At 61.7% G+C, this 20,224-nt stretch carries 19 protein-coding genes; 8 read left to right on the forward strand and 11 right to left on the reverse strand.

Features of this window, described 5'->3' with window-relative positions; genetic code table 11:
* Positions 1–10: 10 nt before the first annotated feature.
* The 4 genes from AC04SH_RS06285 to gcvA all read right to left on the reverse strand — a co-directional run bounded on the left by AC04SH_RS06285 (position 11) and on the right by gcvA (position 5,548).
* Positions 11–1,315, reverse strand: coding sequence for an ABC transporter substrate-binding protein (locus AC04SH_RS06285; RefSeq protein ID WP_477232052.1), 1,305 nt, complete (start codon positions 1,313–1,315; stop codon positions 11–13).
* Positions 1,316–1,466: 151 nt separating this feature from the next.
* The gene (locus tag AC04SH_RS06290; protein WP_488574374.1) at positions 1,467–2,909 is read right to left on the reverse strand and encodes a hypothetical protein; all 1,443 of its coding nucleotides are present in this window, start codon (positions 2,907–2,909) and stop codon (positions 1,467–1,469) included.
* A gap of 196 nt (positions 2,910–3,105) precedes the next feature.
* Positions 3,106–4,410 (reverse strand): nicotinate phosphoribosyltransferase, encoded by a 1,305-nt coding sequence (pncB, locus tag AC04SH_RS06295; protein ID WP_488574375.1) that lies wholly within the window; start codon positions 4,408–4,410, stop codon positions 3,106–3,108.
* Between the two features lie 169 nt (positions 4,411–4,579).
* Positions 4,580–5,548: a transcriptional regulator GcvA gene (gcvA, locus tag AC04SH_RS06300; protein ID WP_488574376.1), complete on the reverse strand. Its 969-nt coding sequence runs from the start codon at positions 5,546–5,548 to the stop codon at positions 4,580–4,582.
* A 212-nt stretch (positions 5,549–5,760) separates the two neighbouring features.
* On the opposite strand from gcvA, the gene speB reads away from it, so the two are divergent.
* From speB to AC04SH_RS06340, 8 genes are all read left to right on the forward strand, one after another.
* On the forward strand, positions 5,761–6,822 hold the full coding sequence (gene speB, locus AC04SH_RS06305) for an agmatinase (RefSeq protein WP_488574377.1): 1,062 nt from the start codon (positions 5,761–5,763) through the stop codon (positions 6,820–6,822).
* An 80-nt stretch (positions 6,823–6,902) separates the two neighbouring features.
* A complete protein-coding gene (locus AC04SH_RS06310; RefSeq protein WP_488574378.1) occupies positions 6,903–7,697 on the forward strand; it encodes a transporter substrate-binding domain-containing protein in 795 nt (264 codons plus the stop codon).
* A gap of 6 nt (positions 7,698–7,703) precedes the next feature.
* Positions 7,704–8,360 carry an amino acid ABC transporter permease gene (locus tag AC04SH_RS06315; protein ID WP_488574379.1) on the forward strand — a complete coding sequence of 219 codons (657 nt, stop codon included), beginning with the start codon at positions 7,704–7,706 and terminating at the stop codon, positions 8,358–8,360.
* Positions 8,357–9,028, forward strand: a complete 672-nt coding sequence (locus AC04SH_RS06320) for an amino acid ABC transporter permease (RefSeq protein ID WP_488574380.1) — start codon at positions 8,357–8,359, stop codon at positions 9,026–9,028. The genes AC04SH_RS06315 and AC04SH_RS06320 overlap by 4 nt, the downstream gene beginning before the upstream one ends.
* A gap of 45 nt (positions 9,029–9,073) precedes the next feature.
* The gene (locus AC04SH_RS06325; RefSeq protein WP_488574381.1) at positions 9,074–10,162 is read left to right on the forward strand and encodes an ABC transporter substrate-binding protein; all 1,089 of its coding nucleotides are present in this window, start codon (positions 9,074–9,076) and stop codon (positions 10,160–10,162) included.
* An 81-nt stretch (positions 10,163–10,243) separates the two neighbouring features.
* The gene (locus AC04SH_RS06330) at positions 10,244–11,281 is read left to right on the forward strand and encodes an ABC transporter ATP-binding protein (RefSeq protein WP_488574382.1); all 1,038 of its coding nucleotides are present in this window, start codon (positions 10,244–10,246) and stop codon (positions 11,279–11,281) included.
* On the forward strand, positions 11,278–12,132 hold the full coding sequence (locus tag AC04SH_RS06335; protein ID WP_192255206.1) for an ABC transporter permease: 855 nt from the start codon (positions 11,278–11,280) through the stop codon (positions 12,130–12,132). Before AC04SH_RS06330 ends, AC04SH_RS06335 begins: the two co-directional genes overlap by 4 nt.
* Positions 12,129–12,932, forward strand: a complete 804-nt coding sequence (locus AC04SH_RS06340) for an ABC transporter permease (protein ID WP_488574383.1) — start codon at positions 12,129–12,131, stop codon at positions 12,930–12,932. The genes AC04SH_RS06335 and AC04SH_RS06340 overlap by 4 nt, the downstream gene beginning before the upstream one ends.
* Positions 12,933–12,978: 46 nt before the next feature.
* On the opposite strand, the gene AC04SH_RS06345 is transcribed toward AC04SH_RS06340, so the two are convergent.
* The 7 genes from AC04SH_RS06345 to AC04SH_RS06375 all read right to left on the reverse strand — a co-directional run bounded on the left by AC04SH_RS06345 (position 12,979) and on the right by AC04SH_RS06375 (position 20,158).
* Entirely contained in the window at positions 12,979–14,637 is a 1,659-nt protein-coding gene (locus tag AC04SH_RS06345; protein ID WP_488574384.1) for an adenylate/guanylate cyclase domain-containing protein, read from the reverse strand.
* A 146-nt stretch (positions 14,638–14,783) separates the two neighbouring features.
* Positions 14,784–16,373, reverse strand: coding sequence for a tetratricopeptide repeat-containing sulfotransferase family protein (locus AC04SH_RS06350; protein ID WP_488574385.1), 1,590 nt, complete (start codon positions 16,371–16,373; stop codon positions 14,784–14,786).
* Between the two features lie 99 nt (positions 16,374–16,472).
* Complete coding sequence (locus AC04SH_RS06355) at positions 16,473–17,153, reverse strand: outer membrane protein (RefSeq protein ID WP_488574386.1); 681 nt, start codon at positions 17,151–17,153, stop codon at positions 16,473–16,475.
* A 193-nt stretch (positions 17,154–17,346) separates the two neighbouring features.
* Positions 17,347–17,568 (reverse strand): hypothetical protein, encoded by a 222-nt coding sequence (locus AC04SH_RS06360; protein ID WP_112560017.1) that lies wholly within the window; start codon positions 17,566–17,568, stop codon positions 17,347–17,349.
* Between the two features lie 29 nt (positions 17,569–17,597).
* Positions 17,598–17,756 carry a DUF1127 domain-containing protein gene (locus tag AC04SH_RS06365; RefSeq protein ID WP_112560041.1) on the reverse strand — a complete coding sequence of 53 codons (159 nt, stop codon included), beginning with the start codon at positions 17,754–17,756 and terminating at the stop codon, positions 17,598–17,600.
* 129 nt (positions 17,757–17,885) lie between these two features.
* The gene (locus AC04SH_RS06370) at positions 17,886–18,182 is read right to left on the reverse strand and encodes a nickel-binding protein (RefSeq protein ID WP_352562000.1); all 297 of its coding nucleotides are present in this window, start codon (positions 18,180–18,182) and stop codon (positions 17,886–17,888) included.
* Between the two features lie 176 nt (positions 18,183–18,358).
* Positions 18,359–20,158, reverse strand: a complete 1,800-nt coding sequence (locus AC04SH_RS06375; RefSeq protein ID WP_488574387.1) for a winged helix-turn-helix domain-containing protein — start codon at positions 20,156–20,158, stop codon at positions 18,359–18,361.
* Positions 20,159–20,224: the final 66 nt, after the last annotated feature.

Genomic DNA, 20,224 nt, shown 5'->3' on the forward strand with positions numbered 1-20,224 from the left:
GGGTGAGCGCCTACAGCGCCTGCGTCGTGTAATCGCCCTCGGCCTCGTACAGCCCATCTTCGATCTTGGTCTTGTGGACGACATTCAACCTGCCGCCTTCGACCTTGGAGATGTTCTGGATGCCGAAGCACTGGTGGATTTTGCCGTTGAAGGTCTTTGGCCCCTGCGGATGCTCCGGCCCCTCGGCGAATTCGGTCAGCGCTTCGGTCGCCTCGACCAGCTTGGCGCGGTCTTCCGGACCCTTGTAGCCGGCGTCTTCCATCGCCTTCTTGACGACATAGAGCGTTTCCCAGCAACCGAACATGTGCGAGGCCGTGGAGACGTCCTTGGGGTCGCCGACGGCAGCGCCATTGTCGTCGATGCCGACGGCGGCGCGGTAGGCTTTTTGCGCGGCTGAGTCATTGGCCTGGGCATAGCGTGGCGAGCCTTCCCAGAAATGGCTGCCATCCAAAAACTCGAGGCCGGGGCTGTTGATGTCGGTGGCTTCGAGTGAATCCATGAAGCCGAACAGCTGCGGCCGGTTGGAGCCGTAGAACTCGCCGAGCTCCTTGACGAAGGTGAGCACGGCCGGGCCGACCATGACGTGGTAGATCACCTCGGTCTCGGCCGGGATCTGCGGGAAATATTTGGTGAAGGACGATTCAGTCGGCGGGATGGCGATCTGGGCGATGACCTCGGCGCCCTGCGCCTTCAGCGCCGGCGGCAGGTAGTCGCGGTGGTCGTAGCCGAAGGCGAAATCGGGGAAGATCTGCGTCACCTTCTTGCCGGCATTGGCGGCGATCCATGGCGCCATCGACTGGATCTGGCTCTTCACATCGGTGATGCCGGGCTGGAAGACGTAGCGGTTGAGCTTGGTCGAGGCGACGTGGTGACCCTCGCTGACGACGAAATAGGGGATCTTGTTTTCGCCGGCGGCGGGCGCCGAGCCGATCACGACATGCGAGAACAAAGTGCCGAAGACGATGTCGGTCTTGTGCTGGGTGGCGAACTTGCCGACCACTTCGGCGCCGCGGCCGGGATCGGTGCCGTCATCCTCGATCACCAGTTCGACCGGCCGGCCATTGATGCCGCCGGCATCGTTGATCGCCTTGACCGCGGCCGCGCTGGTCTTTTCGTACCAACGGCCATAGGCGGCGCCGATGCCGGTGCGGTGCAACTGGAAGCCGATCTTGACCGGCGCCGAGCTCTGCGCCTGGCTGTAACGGACAAAGCCGGGCGCGAGCGTCAGGCCAGCGCCAGCGGCGAGACCTTTCAGCGCCGTGCGGCGAGAGAGCGTGGATTTGGAGAGATCGAAAAACCCATTCTTGTCAGTCACGGCAGTTCCCCTGTTTTGAGTTTTGACTGGCTGTAACGAGGCAAGGCCACTCCCTTGCGGAAGGGGCGAAAATCGCATGTATACAAACTAAATCACCAAAGCTTCGACCTGGCAAGCGGGCTTTCCGCAAAGGCATGCCGGTCGCCTTTTCTCATCCGGCCGTCGGCGTGGCAAGCAACCAGAGGCCGAAGATCGTGTAGGCGATCATCAGCACGCTGAGCGGCAATTGACTGAGTGCGGCGCGCGATGGAACCGGGTGCAGCCGCCAGGCCAGACCATGGGCGACAAGCACCGCCAGCATGTGGCCGGCGACAATGATGCCCGCCCGCACATTCCACAGCCACCAGGCGGAGTCGGCGCCGGCGACGATGCCGGCTTCGATCTGCATGTCGGCGGTGCCGAACAGGTTCCAGCCCAGTGCGAACGGGTCGGACAGAGAGGCCATCGCATACTGGCCGTCGACCAGCAGCGCCGTCAGATAATGCGCGACATGGTAGGCGAGCGCGATCGGCACGATCGACCAGACGAGCAGTCCAGCGGCCTCGCCGAGGGAATGCCGGCTGCCGGCAAGACGCTGGCCGAGGATGACGGCCAGCATGAATGCCGCCGCCAGCACGACGAAGGTCAGCACAAGGCCGAAACTGCCGATGCCGATCAGCGCGGTGCGACCGGGATACTCCAGCGGATTGATGTCGAACAGACCGAGCCAGAAGAAGGTTTTCGACAGGCCGTCGAAGGAGACAGAGGAGAGCGCCAGCAGCAGAAAGGTGATGCCGCTTGCCGGTAGAGGCGTGGCGGCGAGTAGTTTTGCACCGGGCCAGCAAAGATTGAGCCGGCCCGCCTCGTCGCGCTCAAGCAGGGCGAAGCGCGCCACCATGGCAAAAAAGATCGTCAGGAATTCGCCGCGCCGGCTCCAGTACGAGTAGCCGAAGGCGAGCATCGCGATGAAGATGACCAACCAATAGAAGCCGGCGGTATAAGCCAGCCGCGCGGGATCGTCGGGCGCCGGGTCGATCAGCTCGAACCAGGCAAAGGCGAAGAACAGGATGACGGCCGGCCAGCAGCCGAGCCATGCGGCAAGGCGCGTTTCCTGCGCTTGGGCATCATACCGGCCAATCAGGCGGGTGGCGATGCGCCATGGGCCGTACCATGGGTTCAGCCACGACCAGAGATCGCCGAACAGGCCTTGCGCGATGGCGAGGCCGACCCAGAGTAGCGTCCAGATGGTTGAGGGAAGCGGGTTGGAGAGCGGGTCGCGGCTGCCGAACAGGCCGGCTGCGATGAGGATTGCAAAGCCGGCAAAGGAGAACAGGCTGACGATTGTGCGAGGGGCTTCGCTGAAGGTGAAAAGTTGTAAGCGGCGACGCCAGAAGCGGTCGAGGGCATCCGGTGGCAGCAAAGCCAGGACGAGGAAGCTGACGGCGACGGCGAGTGCGCCGGCGGCGATGTAGTAGCCGGTGGGGAGCAGGAGGACGTGGCCGCGATCGGATGCATGGGCGAAGGCGGGGGTGGGGAGAATCGCTAGGGCGGCGGCGAGAAAAGCTAGGCTACAACGAAGGCGCTCTACGGCGCCCCCCTCTGCCCTGCCGGACATCTCCCCCACTTGGGGGGAGATTGGCGGTTTCGCTGACGGCTCTTTCCTTGCAGCGTTGGAGATTGGCGAAGGCGGAGATGCGAGCGCAATCTCCCCCCTCGTGGGGGAGATGTCCGGCAGGACAGAGGGGGGCACGAAGGAACTCAGCCTATCCAACCTTGCCTACTCGCATCGCGATGCCAGAGCACCGCGCGCCTCAAACCTTGACCAGCTGCTCCACGCGGTCCTTCGCGCCGAATATCCTGAGATAGCGGTCGATCTCCTTCTTGTCGCCCGTCGCCTTGGCCGGATTGTCCGACAGCTTCACCGCCGGGCGGCCATTGGCTTCCGTCACCTTGCAGACCAGCGAGATCGCATCGAGGCTGTTGGTTTCCGTTGGCGCGCAGCCTTCGAAGTCGTTGGTGAGGTTGGTGCCCCAGCCGAAAGACATGCGCACCTTGCCCTGGAAGTGCTTGTAGGTCTCCTCGATGGTCTCGACCTCGAGCCCGTCGGAGAAGATGAGCAGCTTCTGCCTGGGGTCCTTGCCCTTCTCGCGCCACCAGTCGATGATTTTTTCACCGCCTTCGATCGGCGGCGCGCTGTCGGGGCGAAAGCCGGTCCAGTCGGCGACCCAATCCGGCGCGTCGCGCAGGAAGGAGGCTGTACCGAAGGCGTCGGGCAGCACGATCAACAGGTTGCCGCCATAATAGCGCTGCCAGTCCTGCAGCACCTTGTAGGGCGACTGCTTGAGTTCCTTTTCCGTATCGGCAAGTGCGGCAAACACCATCGGCAGTTCATGCGCGTTGGTGCCGAGCGCTTCGAGGTCGTTGTCCATCGCGAGCAGCACGTTGGAGGTACCGGTGAAGGCTTCGCCAATGCCTTCCTTGAGCGCCTCGACGCACCAGCGCTGCCACAGGAACGAGTGGCGGCGGCGGGTGCCGAAGTCGGAAATGCGGATGCCGGGCAAAGCCTTCAGCCGCTCGGTCTTGGCCCACATCTTGGCCTTGGCGCGGGCATAGAGCACGTCGAGCGCGAAGGGGCCGAAAGCGCGCATCGCCGCACGGGAACGCATCTCGTTGATAATAGCCAGCGCGGGGATTTCCCACAGCGTGGTGTACATCCAGGGGCCGCTGAAGGAGAGCTCGTACTGGCCGTCGCGCTTGGAGAGCTCGTACTCGGGCAGTCGGAAACCTTCCAGCCAGGCCAAAAATTCCGGCTCGAAGATCTGCTTGCGGCCATAGAAATTGTTACCGCCCAGCCAGATCATCTCCTTCTTGGAGAAGCGCAGCGTGCGGGCATGGTCGAGCTGGTCGCGCAATTCGCCTTCGTCGATCTCGTCGGCGAGGCGCACCGATGTGGTGCGGTTGATCAACGAGAAGGTGGCGTCGACCTTGGGGTACATGCCCCAGATCATCTGCAACATCAGCAGCTTGTAGAAATCAGTGTCGAGCAGGCTGCGGACGATCGGGTCCAGCTTCCAGGTGTGGTTGTAGACGCGCCGCGCTATATCGGTTCTTGCCATGTTTTGCCGTCGCCTTCGCTGCTCACGTCTGTCTTACGCAATTCCGGATCGAAAACCGCCGCACACTTTTCCTGGAATTGCCTGGCAAGACCTTACTAGCATTGAATTTTTGAAAGCGCTGCCCGCTTTCCCGACTGGCCCGACAAAAAGCGGCCGCTCCGGTCCAGCCTCAACTCTTGGCGCCGATCACACGCAGCGCCGGGCGTTTGCGGCGGATGTTGACGCGGCCGGCCACCGGCGCGTCGGCGCGGCTGTCGGCCTGCTCCTTCTCGGCAAACAGCCAGTCGACAAACAATTGCACGATCGGCGCCGAGCGCATCTCGTTGCGGCACACGACATAGAAATCGTCGACCGCCGGCACCGACAGGCTGAACGGCGCCACCAGCAGGCCCCTGGCGAGCAGCATGCTGGCGGTAACGGAATCGCCGAGCGCCACGCCATGGCCGTGCACCGCGGCCTCGATCGCCGTGCGGGCGTCGCCGAGATGGTGACGGCGGCCACGCTCGAGGTCCAGCCCGTCCGCGGCGGCCAGCCAGGTGTGCCATTCGCGGCCGTCATCGCCATGCAGGATGACATGGTCGGCAAGATCCCTGCAGGTGCGGATCGGCCGGTTGTTGATCAGCGTCGGGCTGACCACCGGGAACAGTTCGAGGCCCGACCATTTGCGCATCCAGCAATCGGTCCAGCTGCCATCCCCGTAGAGTATGCAGAGATCGACCTGCGGCGCACGGATGTCTTTGGGATCGTTGGACGGAACCAGCGTCAGCCTGATATCGGGGTACTGCGCCATGAAGCTGCCCAGCCGCGGCGTCATCCACAAAAGCAGCAGCGCCGGCACGCAGGAGACCGACAACGTGCCGGCGCTGGCCGGCCTGGTCATGCGCTGGGTGGCGGCGGCGATGCCGTCGAACGCGGTCGACACCGCCGGCAGCAGTTCGGCACCATGCGGTGTGAGCTTTACCCGCTGTCCGGTGCGTTCGAACAGTTTTACGCCCAGCGACTGCTCAAGCGCCTTGATCTGGTGGCTGATGGCGCCATGAGTGACGTTCAGCTCACTCGCAGCCTTGGTCAGCGAGGCGTGGCGCGCCGTGGCTTCGAAGGCGCGCAGGGGATTTAGGGGCGGCAGACGCTTGGCCATGGGCAACCGGATACTCTGTGAGATTTTCTCACAACCAGCACCCTAACAATATCAATTGATTTTTCAATGCGGCTGCCGGACACTTTGTCCCAGACAGCATCAATGACGTGAAATCTGCAGGCAGCCAGCGGGACAGCGACCCGGCCGGATGACGGTCAGTTCGCAAGATGCCGCCACGACCGCATGCACCAGCCCGGCAGGAGGAGACCGACATGGGTTATGATCGTGGCAAGCTCGACGCGCTGCGCCGCAAATACGGCGAAAGCCATGGCGGCGAGATGTTCGACCCGAAATTCCGCAAGGTCGCCGACAAGATCTTCTCCAAGAGCGGCACGAGGCTGGCGCCCTATTCCGGCATCCCGACCTTCCTCGCCGCGCCCTATCGCGAAGTCGCGGCCGACAATCCGGATTTCGGCGATTTGCAGGTGGCGATCATCGGCGTGCCGATGGATCTCGGCGTCACCAACCGTCCCGGCTCGCGCTTTGGGCCCAGGGCGCTGCGCGCGATCGAGCGCATCGGCCCCTACAACCATGTGCTGGAATGCGCGCCGACGCATGAGCTGCGCGTCGCCGACATCGGCGATACGCCGTTCCGCAGCCGCTACCGGCTGGAGATCAGCCATGAGGACATCGAGCGCCGCACCAACCAGATCGTCGATGCCGGCGTGCTGCCTCTTTCCGTTGGCGGCGACCATTCGATCAGCCATTCGATCCTGAAGGCGGTCGGCAAGAAGGCGCCGGTCGGCATGATCCATATCGACGCCCATTGCGACACCAGCGGGCTGTTCGACATGACCAAGTTCCACCACGGCGGACCCTTCCGCAACGCGGTGCTGGACGGCGTGCTCGACCCGACCCGCACCATCCAGATCGGCATCCGCGGCTCGGCCGAATATTTGTGGGAGTTCACCTACGAATCCGGCATGACGGTCGTGCACGCCGAAGAGGTGACCGGGCTCGGCATCCCCGCCATCATCGAGAAGGCGCGCAAGATTGTCGGCGACGGTCCGACCTACATCTCCTTCGATGTCGACAGCGTCGATCCGGCCTTCGCGCCGGGCACCGGCACGCCTGAGATAGGCGGCCTGACGACGCGCGAGGTGCTCGAACTGCTGCGCGGCCTGAAAGGCCTCAACATTGTCGGCGGCGACGTCGTCGAGGTGGCGCCGCAATATGACGCCACCACCAACACCGCCCATGTCGGCGCGCAGGTCCTTTTCGAGATCCTGAGCCTGATGGTGTTCAGCCCGGCCATTACGAGCAAGGGGGCCTAACGGACTTCACATGCAAGGCGGTCGCCGCGCTGGAGCCGGCGACCGTTTCAAAACAAACAAGCTTCCAGAAGGGAACCACAATGACGTTTCACATGAAATCAACCATCGCCGCCGCGCTGATGCTCGCCGGCCTCGGCCTCGCCTCTCAGGCCAATGCCGACGCCGTCGACGACATCACCAAGGCCGGCGCCATCAATGTCGGAATCTTCTCCGACTTCCCGCCCTTCTCCTCCGCCAGCGCCGATATGAGCATCAAGGGCTATGACATCGATGTGGCGCAGGCGATCGCCGACTCCTTGAAGGTGAAGCTCAATCTGGTCAGCGTCACCGGCCAGAACCGCATCCCTTATCTCACCGACAAGCGCGTCGATATCCTGATGAGCGTCGGCTACTCCAAGGAGCGCGAGGAGGTGATCGATTTCGCCGCCGCCTACGCGCCCTATTACATCGCCGTCATCGGTCCGGCAGCGCTCTCGGTCAAAGGCAAGGAAGACCTTGCCGACAAGTCGATCGCCGTCAACCGCGGCACGCTGGAAGACACGTCGCTGACCGAAGCGGCGCCGGCTTCCGCCGACATCAAGCGCTTCGACAACTACAACTCCGTCATCCAGGCCTTCATCTCCGGCCAGACCCAGTTGATGGTGGTCGGCAATGATGTCGGCGCCCAGGTGCTGGCCAAGCAGGACGCGCTGAAGCCGGAGCAGAAGTTCCAGCTTTTGACCTCGCCTTCGCATATCGGCCTCAACAAAAAAGAGGACCGGCTGAAGGCGGCGGTGAATGACGCAGTTGCCAAGATGCTGGCCGACGGCAAGCTCGACGAGAGCTCGAAGGCCTGGCTGAAGACGCCGCTCAATCCCGACAACCTCAAGGATTGAGTTCCCGTGGCCTTTGCCTGGCTCCCAGGTGCTCTAGGCGACATCACGCGCGGTGCGCTCACGACGATCCTGCTGATCGTCGTGACCACGTTCGTGGGCACGCTGCTCAGCATCCTGGGCGCTGCCGGTCGGCGCAACGGCCCGGTATTCCTGAAGCGGGCGATCGCGGTCTATGTCGAGGTGATGCGCAACACGCCGTTTCTGGTGCAGCTGTTCTTCATCTTCTTCGGCCTGCCCAGCCTCGGCATAAGGCTCGATCCGATCCTGGCCGCCATGTTGGCGATGACGCTCAACATGGCGGCCTACACGATTGAAATCGTCGGCGCCGGCCTCGATGCCGTGCCCGGCGGACAGACGGAAGCCGCTCTTTCACTGGGGCTTCGGCCACGCCAGGTGTTCATCAAGATCGTGCTGCCGCAGGCGCTGAAGGTGATCTATCCGGCGCTGACCAGCCAGATCGTCATCATGATGCTGGAATCGGCCGTTGTGTCGCAGATTGCCGTGCGTGAGCTGACCTATGAGGCCGACATGCTGCAGGCGCGCACCTTCCGTTCCTTCGAGACCTATTTCGTCGTGACGCTGGTCTATCTCTTGATGTCGATGGCCTTGCGCCGGCTGCTGGTCACAGGCGGGCGTCGCGTTTTGGGAGCCGGCGTGTCATGATCGAATTCACCTTCTGGGACATCGTTCGCAACCTTTTGCTCGCCGGCCGCTGGACGGTGCTGTTGTCGCTGGCCGCCTTCGTCGGTGGGGCGCTGGTCGGGCTGGTGGTGCTGTTCTTCAGGATCGCAGAGAATAAATGGAGCCGCCGCATCGCTTCCGGCTACATCGCTTTGTTCCAGGGCACCCCGCTCTTGATGCAACTGTTCCTGATGTTTTTCGGCCTGCCGATGCTGGGCCTGCGCATTGAGCCGTGGACGGCCGCCGTGCTCGGGCTCACCTTCTTCGCCAGCGCCTATCTGGCCGAGATCTGGCGCAGCGGCGTCGACGCGCTGCCGCGCGGCCAGTGGGATGCCGGCGCCAGCCTCGGCCTGCACCGCCTGCAGGAACTGAGGCTGATCATCCTGCCGCAGGCGTTTTCGATCACGAGGGCGCCGATCGTCGGCTTCCTGGTGCAATTGATCAAATCGACGGCGCTGACCTCGATCATCGGTTTCGAGGAGCTGGTCAGGACGTCCAACGCCATCAACAACGCCACCTTCGAACCGTTCAAGGTTTATGGGCTGGTGGCGCTGATCTTCTTCGTCATGTGCTTTCCACTGACGCAATACGCCCGTACGCTCGAACAACGAGCGGCGGCCCACCGACGCCAGAATGGCGACAGTGCGTGAAGGGAACCTGCCGGGACAGACCGGCACCAACTGAGGAGAAATCGGATGGACAGACTGATCGGAAAATCCCTGACACGGCGCGGCGTGCTTGGCGCGGGCCTCGCCATATCAGGCGTGCTCGCCATGCCGTCGATCCTGCGGGCGCAGGACAAGTCGCTGAAGGTCGGCGTCTATGGCGGCTACTTCAAGAAATCCTTCGACGAGCATGTCTTCCCCGAGTTCACCAAGGCAACCGGCATTGCCGTGGAATCGGTCGCCGAGCCGACCGGTGAGGCCTGGCTGGTGCAGCTGGAGCAGGCGGCCAAGGCCGGCCAGGCCCCGGCCGACCTTTCGATGATGTCGCAGACCTCGACGCTGAAGGGCCAGTCGACGGAATTGTGGACACCGCTCGATACGTCGAAGTTCAAGCACTATGGCGACCTGCTGCCCCGCTTCATCAACAAGTATCCGGATGGTCGCGTCGCCGGCATCGGCGCCGTCGCCTGGTGGATCACGCTTGTTACCAACACCGACGTCTACAAGGACGCGCCGACATCATGGGCAGCCCTTTGGGACAAGGCCAACGAGGATAAGCTCGGCCTACTGGCGCTTGCCTCCAACTCGTTCCTGCTCGAAGTGACGGCCAAGACCTTCATGGGCGGCACCAATGCGCTCGACACCGAAGAGGGGCTGAACAAGGCGTTCGAAAAGCTCGCCGAGGTCAAGCCGAACGTTCGCCTCTGGTATCGCGACGAGGCGCAGTTCGAGCAGGCGCTGAAGTCGGGCGAAATCCCGATGGGCCAGTATTATCACGACGTCACCGGGCTCGCGGTCGCCGACGGCTTCCATGTCCGCTCGACCTTCCCGAAGGAAGGCGGCATCCAGGATTCCGGCAACTGGGTGCTGACGCGCGCCTCGACCAAGGTCGACGAGGCGCATGCCTTCATCGACTATATGAGCCAGCCGTCGATGCAGGGCGTCATGTCGCGCAAGGTCGGAACCACGCCAACCTTGAAGAAAGAGGTGCTTGACCTCAAGCCGGAAGAGTTCGCCGCGGTGTCGTCGGATATCGATCCGATCATCCCGCGCTACGACCTCTATACGTCGAAGGCCGACTGGATCAACCAGAAGTGGACCGAGCTGATCGTCGGCTGATCAGCCCAATCGCTTGAACCTGACTGGCTGCCGGGCATTGTCCGGCGGCCTCTTACTACCTACCGCCTGAGAGGGATGAGCATGTCCGGACTAGACATCAATAGCATCACCAAAAAGTTCGGCAATTTCGCCGCCGTCGACAATGTCCAGCTCAACGTGCCGCACGGCACCTTCGTGTGCCTGCTCGGCCCGTCGGGCTGCGGCAAGACCACGCTGCTGCGCATGATTGCAGGCCTGGAGGAACCGACCAGCGGCGCCATCGTGCTCGACGGCGAGGACATCACGCCGCTGCCGACGCACAGGCGCAATCTCGGCATGGTGTTCCAGTCGCTGGCGCTGTTTCCGCATCTCTCCGTCGGCGATAACATCGCCTATGCGCTGCGCATTCGCGGCGCCTCGAAGGAGGAGCAGAAGAAACGCGTCGACGAATTGCTGAGCTTGATCCATCTGACCGGCTTTGCCGACCGTCCGGTGGCCAAACTGTCGGGCGGCCAGCGCCAGCGCGTGGCAATCGCCCGCGCGCTCGCCTTGTCGCCAAAGCTGTTCCTGCTCGACGAGCCGCTGTCGGCGCTCGACGCCAAGTTGCGTGAGGCCATGCAGGTGGAACTGCGCCAGCTGCAACAGCGGCTCGGCATCACCACCATCGTCGTTACCCACGACCAGCGCGAAGCCATGACCATGGCCGACCTCGTCGTCGTCATGGGCCATGGCAAGATCCTGCAGGCGGCGCCGCCGATCGAGATCTACCGCAAGCCGGCCGACGCCTTCGTCGCCGACTTCATCGGCATCACCAATCTGTTGCCGGCCGAAGTCGACAGCACTGGGCGCACCACCATTTTGGGTACAGCCATTCCGGGCTTGACCATGCCGGCCGGGCAAACCAAGGCCTCTGTCTCGGTCCGTCCCGAGGACGTGCATCTCGGCAGCCCTGGCGGCTCGGCCATTACCGGCGAGGTGAGCTTCGTGCGCGACCTCGGCGGCACCATCGAGACCTTCGTCGATGTCGGCGGCACCAGCATCATTGCGGTCACGACACCGCGCGAGCGGCATGACGTGCCGGTCGGCGCCAAGGTCGGCGTCACGCTGCCGCCGGCGAGCTGCGTGGTGCTCGGCGCATGAGACGCGAAGCTCCGAAGTCTGTAGCCGACTACACGCCGCTGTTCTTTCCGGCGCTGATGCTGATCGTCTTCTTCGTCGTGCCGTTCTCGACGATGATCGCGGTGAGCTTCTTCAAGCGCAACCCTTCCGGCTTCTACACGCCGGATTTCGTGTTCGACAATTACGCCCGCTTCCTGTCGGTGTTCTTCGGCGGCGTGCTCGGCTTTTCGCTGATGCTAGCGGTGCTGGTCGCGGTCTGCTGCATCTGCATCGCCTTCCCCTTCACCTATCTTTTGACAAGGCGGCCGCGCCGCGTACAGACGCTGTGGCTGGTCGGCCTCTTGTCGGTGCTGTCGCTGTCGGAAGTCATTATCGGCTTTGCCTGGTCGACGCTGTTTTCGCGCACCGCAGGCATCACCAATTTGTTCGTGGCGATCGGGCTAATGGACAAGCCGGTGGCGCTGCTGCCGACCTTCGGCGCGGTGCTGACCGGCATGGTCTACCAGGCGCTGCCCTATACGATCCTTGTGCTTTACCCCGCTTTGGTCCGCCTCGACCCGACACTGTTGGAGGCCGCGCGCACGCTCGGCGCGTCGCCGATCCGCGCCTTCTTCAACGTCGTCGCCCCGGCGCTCCGCAACACGATCGTGGCGACGCTGATCATGGTGTTCGTCTTCGCGCTCGGCTCCTATCTCTTGCCGCAGATCCTCGGGCGGCCGCAACACTGGACACTGTCGGTGCTGATCACCGACCAGGCGATCTACCAGTCCAACATGCCGTTTGCCGCGGCAATGGCCGTGTTCCTTGTGTTGATCTCGCTGGCGCTGGTCGGACTGACCCTTCTCGTCGGACGCCGGGAGAACGCCCTATGACCGCGACCTTGCTGCGCCGTGTCTATTTCACCATCGTCGCGCTGTTCCTGGCCGCGCCGCTGATCGTGGTCGCGGGCGTGTCGATCAACTCACGTCAGGAACTCACCTTCCCACCGGTGGGTTTCTCGTTTGCCTGGTACGCCCAGATCTTCACCGATCCGGAATGGCGGCTGGCGCTGATCCATTCGGTGACGCTGGCCGTTTGTTCGGCCGCGATTGCCGTTGCGGTCGCGCTGCCACTGGCCTGGTTCCTGTGGCGGCGCATCGCGCCATGGGCGAACATTTTTCAGGTACTGGGGCTTGCCCCTTTCATCCTGCCACCGGTCATCACCGCGCTCGGCTTCCTCTCCTTCTGGGCGACGGTCGGGCTGTTCGGCCAGTTCTTCACCGCCATCATCAGCCACGCCATCTTCTTTGTGACGCTGCCGTTGGTGACGTTGTCGCTGGGCTTTGCCTCGATCGACCGCTCGCTGGTCGAAGCCGCCGCCACCATGGGCGCCGACGACCGCACCGTGCTGAAGACGGTGGTGCTGCCGCTGATCCTGCCCTACCTCGTCTCGGGCTACGCCTTCGCCTTCGTGCTGTCGCTCAACGAATACATCGTCGCCTATATGACGATCGGCTTCACCACCGAGACGCTGCCGATCAAGATCTTCAACGCGCTGCGCTACGGCTACACGCCGACCATGGCCGCAGTGTCGGTGTTCTTCGTGGCGGTGGCGGCACTGGTGTTCGGCTCGATCGCCAGGTTCGGCGATATACGCAGGCTGCTCGGCGCGATGTCGTCGGACGGCAACTGAATGCATGTAGTAGCATGAGCATCGGGGCTTTTACGGCCCCGATGCGCTAACCGCTCGTTCCCTTTGGCGAAGGCACAGCCAATTTAGCTTCGAGTTGAGCTAGCGCCGACTGGAGTTTGTCGCGCAGACGCGCACCCCTGGCGGGATCGAGCCCGGCAGTATCGAGCGTCAACGACATGCCCTCGTCCGTTTCCGTTATGACAGTGTCGTCACGCGCCTGTTCCAGGACACCCCGCACCATATAAGGCACGATCGGTCTGCTGATCCCCTTCATGCTGATCTGCTCACCTGGCGACGCATCGACCATGTCGCGTACGTTGGCGTATGTTTCGTAGCTGAGCACTATCCCGCCGGCAGGTGCAATGCTCTGCAGCCGGGCAGCGAGGTTGGCTTCGGCGCCGATGATGGTGTAATCCATACGATCTTCGCTGCCGAAGTTGCCGACATTGCAGTAGCCGGTGTTTATTCCCATCCGGACACGGAAGGGGTGCTCGATACCCTGCTGCCGCCATTTGACTTGCAGGTACTCCAACCGCTTTTGCATGGCCAAGGCCATACGCAGACATGCACGTGCGTCTTCGCGCGGGCCAAGCGTCTGCGGGTCGCCGAAAAACGCGAGAATGGCATCGCCGATGAACTTGTCGACGGTGGCGCCATGAGAAATGGCGATATGCGACATCTCGGTCAGATATTCGTTGAGATGGGCGGTCAGTTCCTCGGGTTGCATACGCTCGGTCGTGGCAGTGAAATCCACGATGTCGGAGAAGAAGATGGTCAGTTTCTTTCGCTCCGCAGTCACCTTCACGTCGCGCTCGCCGCTGAACACACTTTTGTAGATCTCAGGTGAGAGATATTTTGCGATTTTGAGCGACACTGTTGCCAGGAAATTGTTGGCCTCCTTCAGTTCGCCGTTGACCAAGGCCAGCTCGCGCGACTGCCGCCATTGCATCACGATGAATGCAACTCCAGTGGCCAGGGCGGCCGCAAAATATGCGAAGAGATAGTGGAAGCCGATCGACCCTTGAGACAGGGGTTGCGAGACAGACACAGATTGAATCCCTCTGACATCACCGACCTTCCAATCCTTCTTTGGACTGTCCGGATGCGAGTTGTGGCATGCCACGCAGGCGGCGGTCATACGGATCGGCGAAGCCAGCCTAACGGTCGGGCTCCAGCCCCCTTCCGTCGCCTCAAGCGATTGAATATTCGGGTCGGCGCGAAATGATGCCAATGCCTTCAATTGGAAGTTATCAAGATTGTGCGGAGGCCGCCCGGCGAACGGATAGTCGGAAACAAATTCGTACCGGACAGTGTTGTCACGCGAACTCGTGAGCCGCCCGATTTCCAGCGAAAACGTCGCTGGAATTGGTATCGCGCCGGCAACGTCGCGGTAGTTATCTGTTGCCGTGATCTTCGTATGCGGGTCTGCCTGGAGGATCCGCCCGACCACGTCGGTGGCGTAGAACGTGCGAATGTCGGTTATGATCTTGCTGATGTCGTTGGCTTGACGTTCGGATAGTTGATGCGTGAAGTCACGCAGGTCGAGGACGACCGCAGCCGGAAGCGCCGCCAGGAGAAGGATTACTGCGATCGCAGCCGGCCAGATGCGACGCTCCCGCACGCTGTTATTTCCCTCTGAAGCCGGTTGCGCGCTTGTCACGGCAATGACCCTTGGTTTGGCTGAGGTTACCACAAGAGGTTGCATGAAGTCAGTTCCCAGATTGTGTCGCTGGAGCGCGAGCTGGAATCGCGGATGTTACAACGGTGTCCGGGTTCATCTTATGCGTCCGCTGGTGCGACAGCTCTGCTATGGCATGAGCAGCCACTAACTCGGACGTGTTCAACGCGATCTCAGACTTGGGCGAGCGGCCCCAGCGCGGCCCGCAACGGGTCAAGAGCATCGCCATATAGTTTCCAACGCTCGACCGAGGTTGAATAGATCGGCTGGCGCACCTGCCAGCGGCTCGGCGTTCGGACTGTGCGTTCAGTCTCGTGAAATTGCAGACAGGCGGCGTCCCACTCCACACCGAGGAAAGCGATCAATCCGCGAGCCTGGGTTTCGAGATCAGCCACGGTTCGTTCGTATTGCATGTCATGGATAGCAATTGGCAGGACCTTTGCCCAATGTTTCATCAGGCGATCATATTGCCGATAATACTGGCCAAGTTTGGCGAGGTCGGCATTGTAGCCATGCGCATCCGAAAAATTGTGCATGAAGCAGGATGTGCAATTGTCCATCGGGTCGCGCATGCAATGGACGACACGCGCGTTCGGCAAAACAAGGCTGATGAAAGCCAATAGTTCGAAATTATGCGGCATCTTGTCGATGACGCGTATCGCTTTGTCGTTGCGCTTGTTGAGATAGCCGAGATATTTCGAACCGAGGTCTTTGGCCTTCTGCGGAGTGAGTGCCTCCATGGCCCTGGTGAAGATCGTAGGATCAAGCTGATCGAACCCAAGTTCTGCAGCCAACAGACGGATGATCGGCAGTTCGCCAGCGCCATAGATACTCCGATGGCTGGCGCATATCTGCTCGGTCAGCGTCGTTCCCGAACGTGGCATGCCAACGATGAAGACAGGTCGGTCGGACGGATTGCCAAATGCTTGACGAGCTTCAAAAAAACCAGCGTCGAAAGTGTGGATGAAGCTGTCGTAAAGCCTCGTGTGCAGGCCAATATCGAAGTCGTTGCCGGAAATGGCCTTTGCCTTGGTGAAATGGCGTATCGCAGGCAGATACTCGTCTTGGTCGTTAAGCATCTTTCCGGCGGCATGGTGGAGGATCACCCGATCACGATCGGTGGTCGTCGGCAGCTCGAGGCGGGCCTGCACCAGCGCCAGGGCGGGGTCGCCCTTGATCGCCCGTCGTGCGAGCGCCAGCCCGGCCAGTGCCTCGACATTCCGCTGGTCAAGGGCAATGGCACGCTCAAAATATCCAACCGCTTCGGCTTGTCTGCCCATATCCGTGAGGAGGTCGCCCATGCCGACAAGGGCAGTGAGCGACTGGCCGTCGACCTCCAGCGCCCTGCGGTAGAAACCCTCGGCAATCTCGCCCGCAAGTTCAGCCCTATAGGATCGGCCAAGGTTGCACATAGCCTCGATCAGCCTGCCGTCAAGATCGATCGCTTTTCTCAGATGCTTGCGCGCCAGATCGACATTGCCGACAAGACTATAGACGTTACCAAGATTATTTCGGAAAACAGCGTTGTTGGGATCGAGTTTGACTGCTCGCTTCATGTAGCCAATGGCCACATCGTTTCGATGCGCTTCGATTGCCAGCGTGCCCATCAGGTTAAGCGCCATGGCATTGTTGGGTTGCTGGCGCAGGACAGTCTGGTAGCAAAACTCTGCTTCGCGAAAGAGATTTCGCCGTTGAAAGTCGATACCGCGCTGTAAGGTCTCCAGAGCAGATGTCCCCGTGGTGGGGTGCGAGTTCTGGGCCATAGCTATGGTGCCACGGGTTGCTGGAGCAGCGACAACGGGATCGTTAACTCCTGGTTGCCGGACAGCCGACAACAGTCAGCCGGATCGAGTTGCAACCAATCAGAATTTGAACGTCACGCCAAGCTGAAGGTTTTGGGAATTCAGCTTGCCGTTTGAAAAAACGGCGTCGCCTTCGCGACTGGAATCGAAGTCGACACTGGAGACAGCCTTGAACCGGTAGCCAAAGTCGATGTCGATATTCTGCGCCAGCGCGTAGTTGACGCCAGCTCCCAATTGACCGGCGAAGCCCCACCCGCCCGACCCGTACCCGTACGAGTGTCCGTCCCAGTGGGTGTCGGCGGTTACATAGGCGGCGCCGAGGCCGCCGCCAGCGTAGACCGTGGCCTTCCCGAAATGAGCAATGTCGCCCCAGACGTTTGCAAGCAGATATGTAGCTGACAAATTACCCGAGGCCGGGTACCCCGAAAAAGGACCCTCGGAATACGTGCTCGCCTTGTAGCGAGCATAGGACAGTTCACCTTCGACGCGAAATACGTCGTTGAACCGTTTGCCGACGGCCGCGCCGACGATGAAGCCGGTCTTGAAGTCCATGGAGAAGTCATTGTTGTAGTAGTCCGCGTGGGTCTTTACCTCACTGGGAAAGCTCGCGCCGCCGAACAGCGTGACATACCAAAGGTCCTGGGCAGCGGGGATTTCTACGGCCTCGGCAGCATGGGCAGCAGAGGTCCAGCCGAGCGCCAGAGCTAACGTCGACACGCTGGCCATCAGGTTCAGTTTCATGGACACGCCATCCCACACCGAAATGCATCAGGAGACATCAGTCTCGGCCAATTGCCGAACTGTCAACCTTTGAACATGCAACCTGATTTTTCGGCCGAGATTAACAGCAGTTCCAGTTGCAATACTGCAACAACCGGACTGTGGCGTCGTGATCGGCGCAAAGTTTACGCCGAGCAGGTCAGCAAGCTTTGCTTCAACCATAGCGAGACTTCAAAATGCGGCCGATCTGGACCAGATTCAGGAGAACAAAGAAAACGTTCCAGCCGACGACGTTCATGAGCGGCGCCGGCTGGCTATAGAAATACACGGCAAGACAGATTGCAGCCGCCGTGGTGAGAATCCTCAGCCGCAAAATGTCCAGCGTGAAGTAGGCGATCACATACAGGATGTTCGCCATGTTTATCAGAAGGTCCATGTCCCTGGTTCCAATTGGGTGCGGGGCACTCAGACGAGACGGTCCTTGAAGTGTTCCCGAACGGCAAAGGCGATCGCGCCGCGGCGAATGCCTATGTCCTTCAGGATGTGGTCGGGCAGTTCCTGCAAGGCCCTCTCGGCCCTGCGTGCTCTCAGCCCGATCGAAACGCGCTTCAGGTAGTGAAACATTGGTTTCTCCATTCGTGGGAATCGCAACGCATGGAACGCGGCGTGCCGCCCCAGGCGCCGTGCTGTTAGTGTTTGCTGGTTGAATGACGCTGCCTCGCTTTGTTCACGCGAGGCAGCGACTGGACGTCGTCAGGCCGCCGCCGTCATTGGATCATTGCGAATGATGACCGTGTCGGCGACGGGATAGAATTCCTCACCGGGCATGCCGACGCGCTTGGCGTGATCCCGGATGGCCTCACCGTCCTTGGCCTCGTAGATGCAGAAGGTGCCGATGCGCCCGTCGGGCTCGTGCACGACGTAGCTGCGGATCCAGCTGACCGTGCCCGCCATCTGTTCCTTGGCGACCTTTGCCGATTTCGCGCCGGCGGCTTCGAGTTCCTGCAGGGATGCCCACGCGCTCGGGCGGCGGATAACAAACAGGTTCATGATCTTTCCCTTTCGATTTCGCGCCAACCTTTCGCCGGCGCTGCTGATTGCCAGGCGTTTCTGCCTGGCTGGGGAAAAATTACCTTCGAGGGGGACTGATCGTCCTTATCGGGACCTGATCTCTGGCTGATCTTTCGCCGCCACCGCCGACAAGCTCGATCAGGAGGCAGGCAGAATCAGAGGGTGAGTTCTTGCATGGAGCCTTCGCCGGGCGGCTGGCTCTCGCGCGAAAAGCTATGGCGAAGCATTGCAGCTTCCTCTTCCAGGCGCCGCGATCCCAGATGGCGGGCCGATCTCTCTGCCGCTGTGATCTCCACTTTCGCCCCACTGACGTCGCCCGAACTCAACAAAGCGCTGGCGAGCCGCAGCCGAACCCTTGCCGCGTGATAATCGACGCCTGCACTGGTCCAGAGCTGCCGGGCCAACAGCAGAAGCCGATTGCCGTTCGGGTCGTCTGGCTCGCAAAGCGCCGCCTTGGTTTCGGCTATCAAGGCCTGCGTTGCCGGTTGCCGCCAGCGCTCTGGCTGCGCATCGATTTCGTTGAGGTAGATTGACGCCTGGGCTGAGCGCCCGCCGCGCGCCGCAATGCAGGCTGCGTTCACCAGCAGGTTTCCGCGCCGCTGCAGGTGGAACCACGACATCCCTTGCAGAGCCCGATCGAGCGCGGCAAGCGCCCCGTCCAGATCGCCTGTTTCGAACAAAAGCACGGCATTGCCCGGCTCCGCGTCCCAGCCCAGTGCATAAGCCTGGTCGTAGTCGGCGCGCGCCGATGTCAGGTCGCCGATCATGGCAAAGATATCGCCGCGAACGCGGAAGCCTTCCCCGAGCGACCAGGATTCCTCCGCTGAGAGTTTGGGAAGCGCGTCGTTTATGCAGGTCAGGGCTTCAGGCAATATCTGCTGCGCCGCGACCACTTCGGCACGATGAAGGTCACACGCGCCTGAGGTCTGCGCGAAACTTGCGGTGCACCAGCTTTCAAAACCTTCGCTCCACTGGCGAGCACGGGGCCAATCGGCGTATGTCCTGCAGCTCCAGAGGATATTGCAGTAAACCAGGCTGCCGGTGATCGGGTCGACCTGGCTCGACAAAGCGATCGCCGCCGCATGGTTTTGCTGCTCGCTGCCCTCCTCGATCTTGCCGAGGGCGAGATTGAAAAACCCCTTGTATGTCAAAGTCAGAGCCCGCAGGCCGGGATCATCGCAATTTTCGGCTATCGCGTAAGCGGCTGATGCCAGTTGCAGCGCTTCCTCGGGACGGCCGCCCGAGGAAGCCAGGCGCGACCTCATCCACAGCAGATATGCTTGCGTAGCATCGTCCGGTGACTGAGACAGAAGCGAAGCAGCACGTTCCAGCCATCCCTCTGCAACGGCACCCGATCCGCGTTCGGCCTGGATCTTTGCGAGCGTGACAGCGGATCTGGCGGCGCGCGCGAAATCACCGGCCTCGATATGAGCCGCCACCGCGCGGGCCAGCACTGGGATCGCCTCGGTCGGTCGCCCACCACATTCGACGACCAGAGCCCAGAGATCGACATCAGCAGGAGAGAGACCCTCACTGTCCGCCAAATGCGCGAAAAGTTTTGCAGCCGCGCTCCAATCGCGCAGGGCAGCCAGCCTGCGGGCCTCGGCAAGCATGTCGTCCCCCTGGAGCGAGGCGGGACGGACATATCCCAGCCCCGGTTCATCGATGGCGAAGCGATAGCCGTGACGAACGTAGCTGTGTATCGCGTCCTGCAGGCCGCCGGCTGCAAGCGCCTTTCGGGTGAGGCTGACCACGCGCTGAAGCGATGCTTCCGTCACGATGACATCCGGCCAAAGAGCGTCCATCAATTCGTCTTTGGGGACCACCCTGCCGGCATTGCGCACCAGGTACAGCAGCAGGTCAAAGACGAGCGGCTGGATCTTCTGCCCAACGCCGCCTAGCGACAGTTTGCGCGCAGCTTCATCCAGTTCGAATTGTCCAAATGAGTGTCGCATCGCCTCATCCCGATGCGACAATCTACCTTATCAGCTTTGACTAGGGGAGAGGCCTGGGCCGAACGA

Source organism: Mesorhizobium sp. CNPSo 4688 (assembly GCF_057784295.1).

What these genes read in the sequence shown, in the direction of transcription:
- AC04SH_RS06290 (WP_488574374.1), bottom strand. Translation starts at nt 2,909, where the DNA reads ATGTCCGGCAGGGCAGAGGGGGGCGCCGTAGAGCGCCTTCGTTGTAGC.
- pncB (WP_488574375.1), bottom strand. Translation starts at nt 4,410, where the DNA reads ATGGCAAGAACCGATATAGCGCGGCGCGTCTACAACCACACCTGGAAG.
- gcvA (WP_488574376.1), bottom strand. Translation starts at nt 5,548, where the DNA reads ATGGCCAAGCGTCTGCCGCCCCTAAATCCCCTGCGCGCCTTCGAAGCC.
- speB (WP_488574377.1), top strand. Translation starts at nt 5,761, where the DNA reads ATGGGTTATGATCGTGGCAAGCTCGACGCGCTGCGCCGCAAATACGGC.
- AC04SH_RS06310 (WP_488574378.1), top strand. Translation starts at nt 6,903, where the DNA reads ATGACGTTTCACATGAAATCAACCATCGCCGCCGCGCTGATGCTCGCC.
- AC04SH_RS06320 (WP_488574380.1), top strand. Translation starts at nt 8,357, where the DNA reads ATGATCGAATTCACCTTCTGGGACATCGTTCGCAACCTTTTGCTCGCC.
- AC04SH_RS06325 (WP_488574381.1), top strand. Translation starts at nt 9,074, where the DNA reads ATGGACAGACTGATCGGAAAATCCCTGACACGGCGCGGCGTGCTTGGC.
- AC04SH_RS06330 (WP_488574382.1), top strand. Translation starts at nt 10,244, where the DNA reads ATGTCCGGACTAGACATCAATAGCATCACCAAAAAGTTCGGCAATTTC.
- AC04SH_RS06335 (WP_192255206.1), top strand. Translation starts at nt 11,278, where the DNA reads ATGAGACGCGAAGCTCCGAAGTCTGTAGCCGACTACACGCCGCTGTTC.
- AC04SH_RS06340 (WP_488574383.1), top strand. Translation starts at nt 12,129, where the DNA reads ATGACCGCGACCTTGCTGCGCCGTGTCTATTTCACCATCGTCGCGCTG.
- AC04SH_RS06345 (WP_488574384.1), bottom strand. Translation starts at nt 14,637, where the DNA reads ATGCAACCTCTTGTGGTAACCTCAGCCAAACCAAGGGTCATTGCCGTG.
- AC04SH_RS06350 (WP_488574385.1), bottom strand. Translation starts at nt 16,373, where the DNA reads ATGGCCCAGAACTCGCACCCCACCACGGGGACATCTGCTCTGGAGACC.
- AC04SH_RS06355 (WP_488574386.1), bottom strand. Translation starts at nt 17,153, where the DNA reads ATGAAACTGAACCTGATGGCCAGCGTGTCGACGTTAGCTCTGGCGCTC.
- AC04SH_RS06360 (WP_112560017.1), bottom strand. Translation starts at nt 17,568, where the DNA reads ATGGACCTTCTGATAAACATGGCGAACATCCTGTATGTGATCGCCTAC.
- AC04SH_RS06365 (WP_112560041.1), bottom strand. Translation starts at nt 17,756, where the DNA reads ATGTTTCACTACCTGAAGCGCGTTTCGATCGGGCTGAGAGCACGCAGG.
- AC04SH_RS06370 (WP_352562000.1), bottom strand. Translation starts at nt 18,182, where the DNA reads ATGAACCTGTTTGTTATCCGCCGCCCGAGCGCGTGGGCATCCCTGCAG.
- AC04SH_RS06375 (WP_488574387.1), bottom strand. Translation starts at nt 20,158, where the DNA reads ATGCGACACTCATTTGGACAATTCGAACTGGATGAAGCTGCGCGCAAA.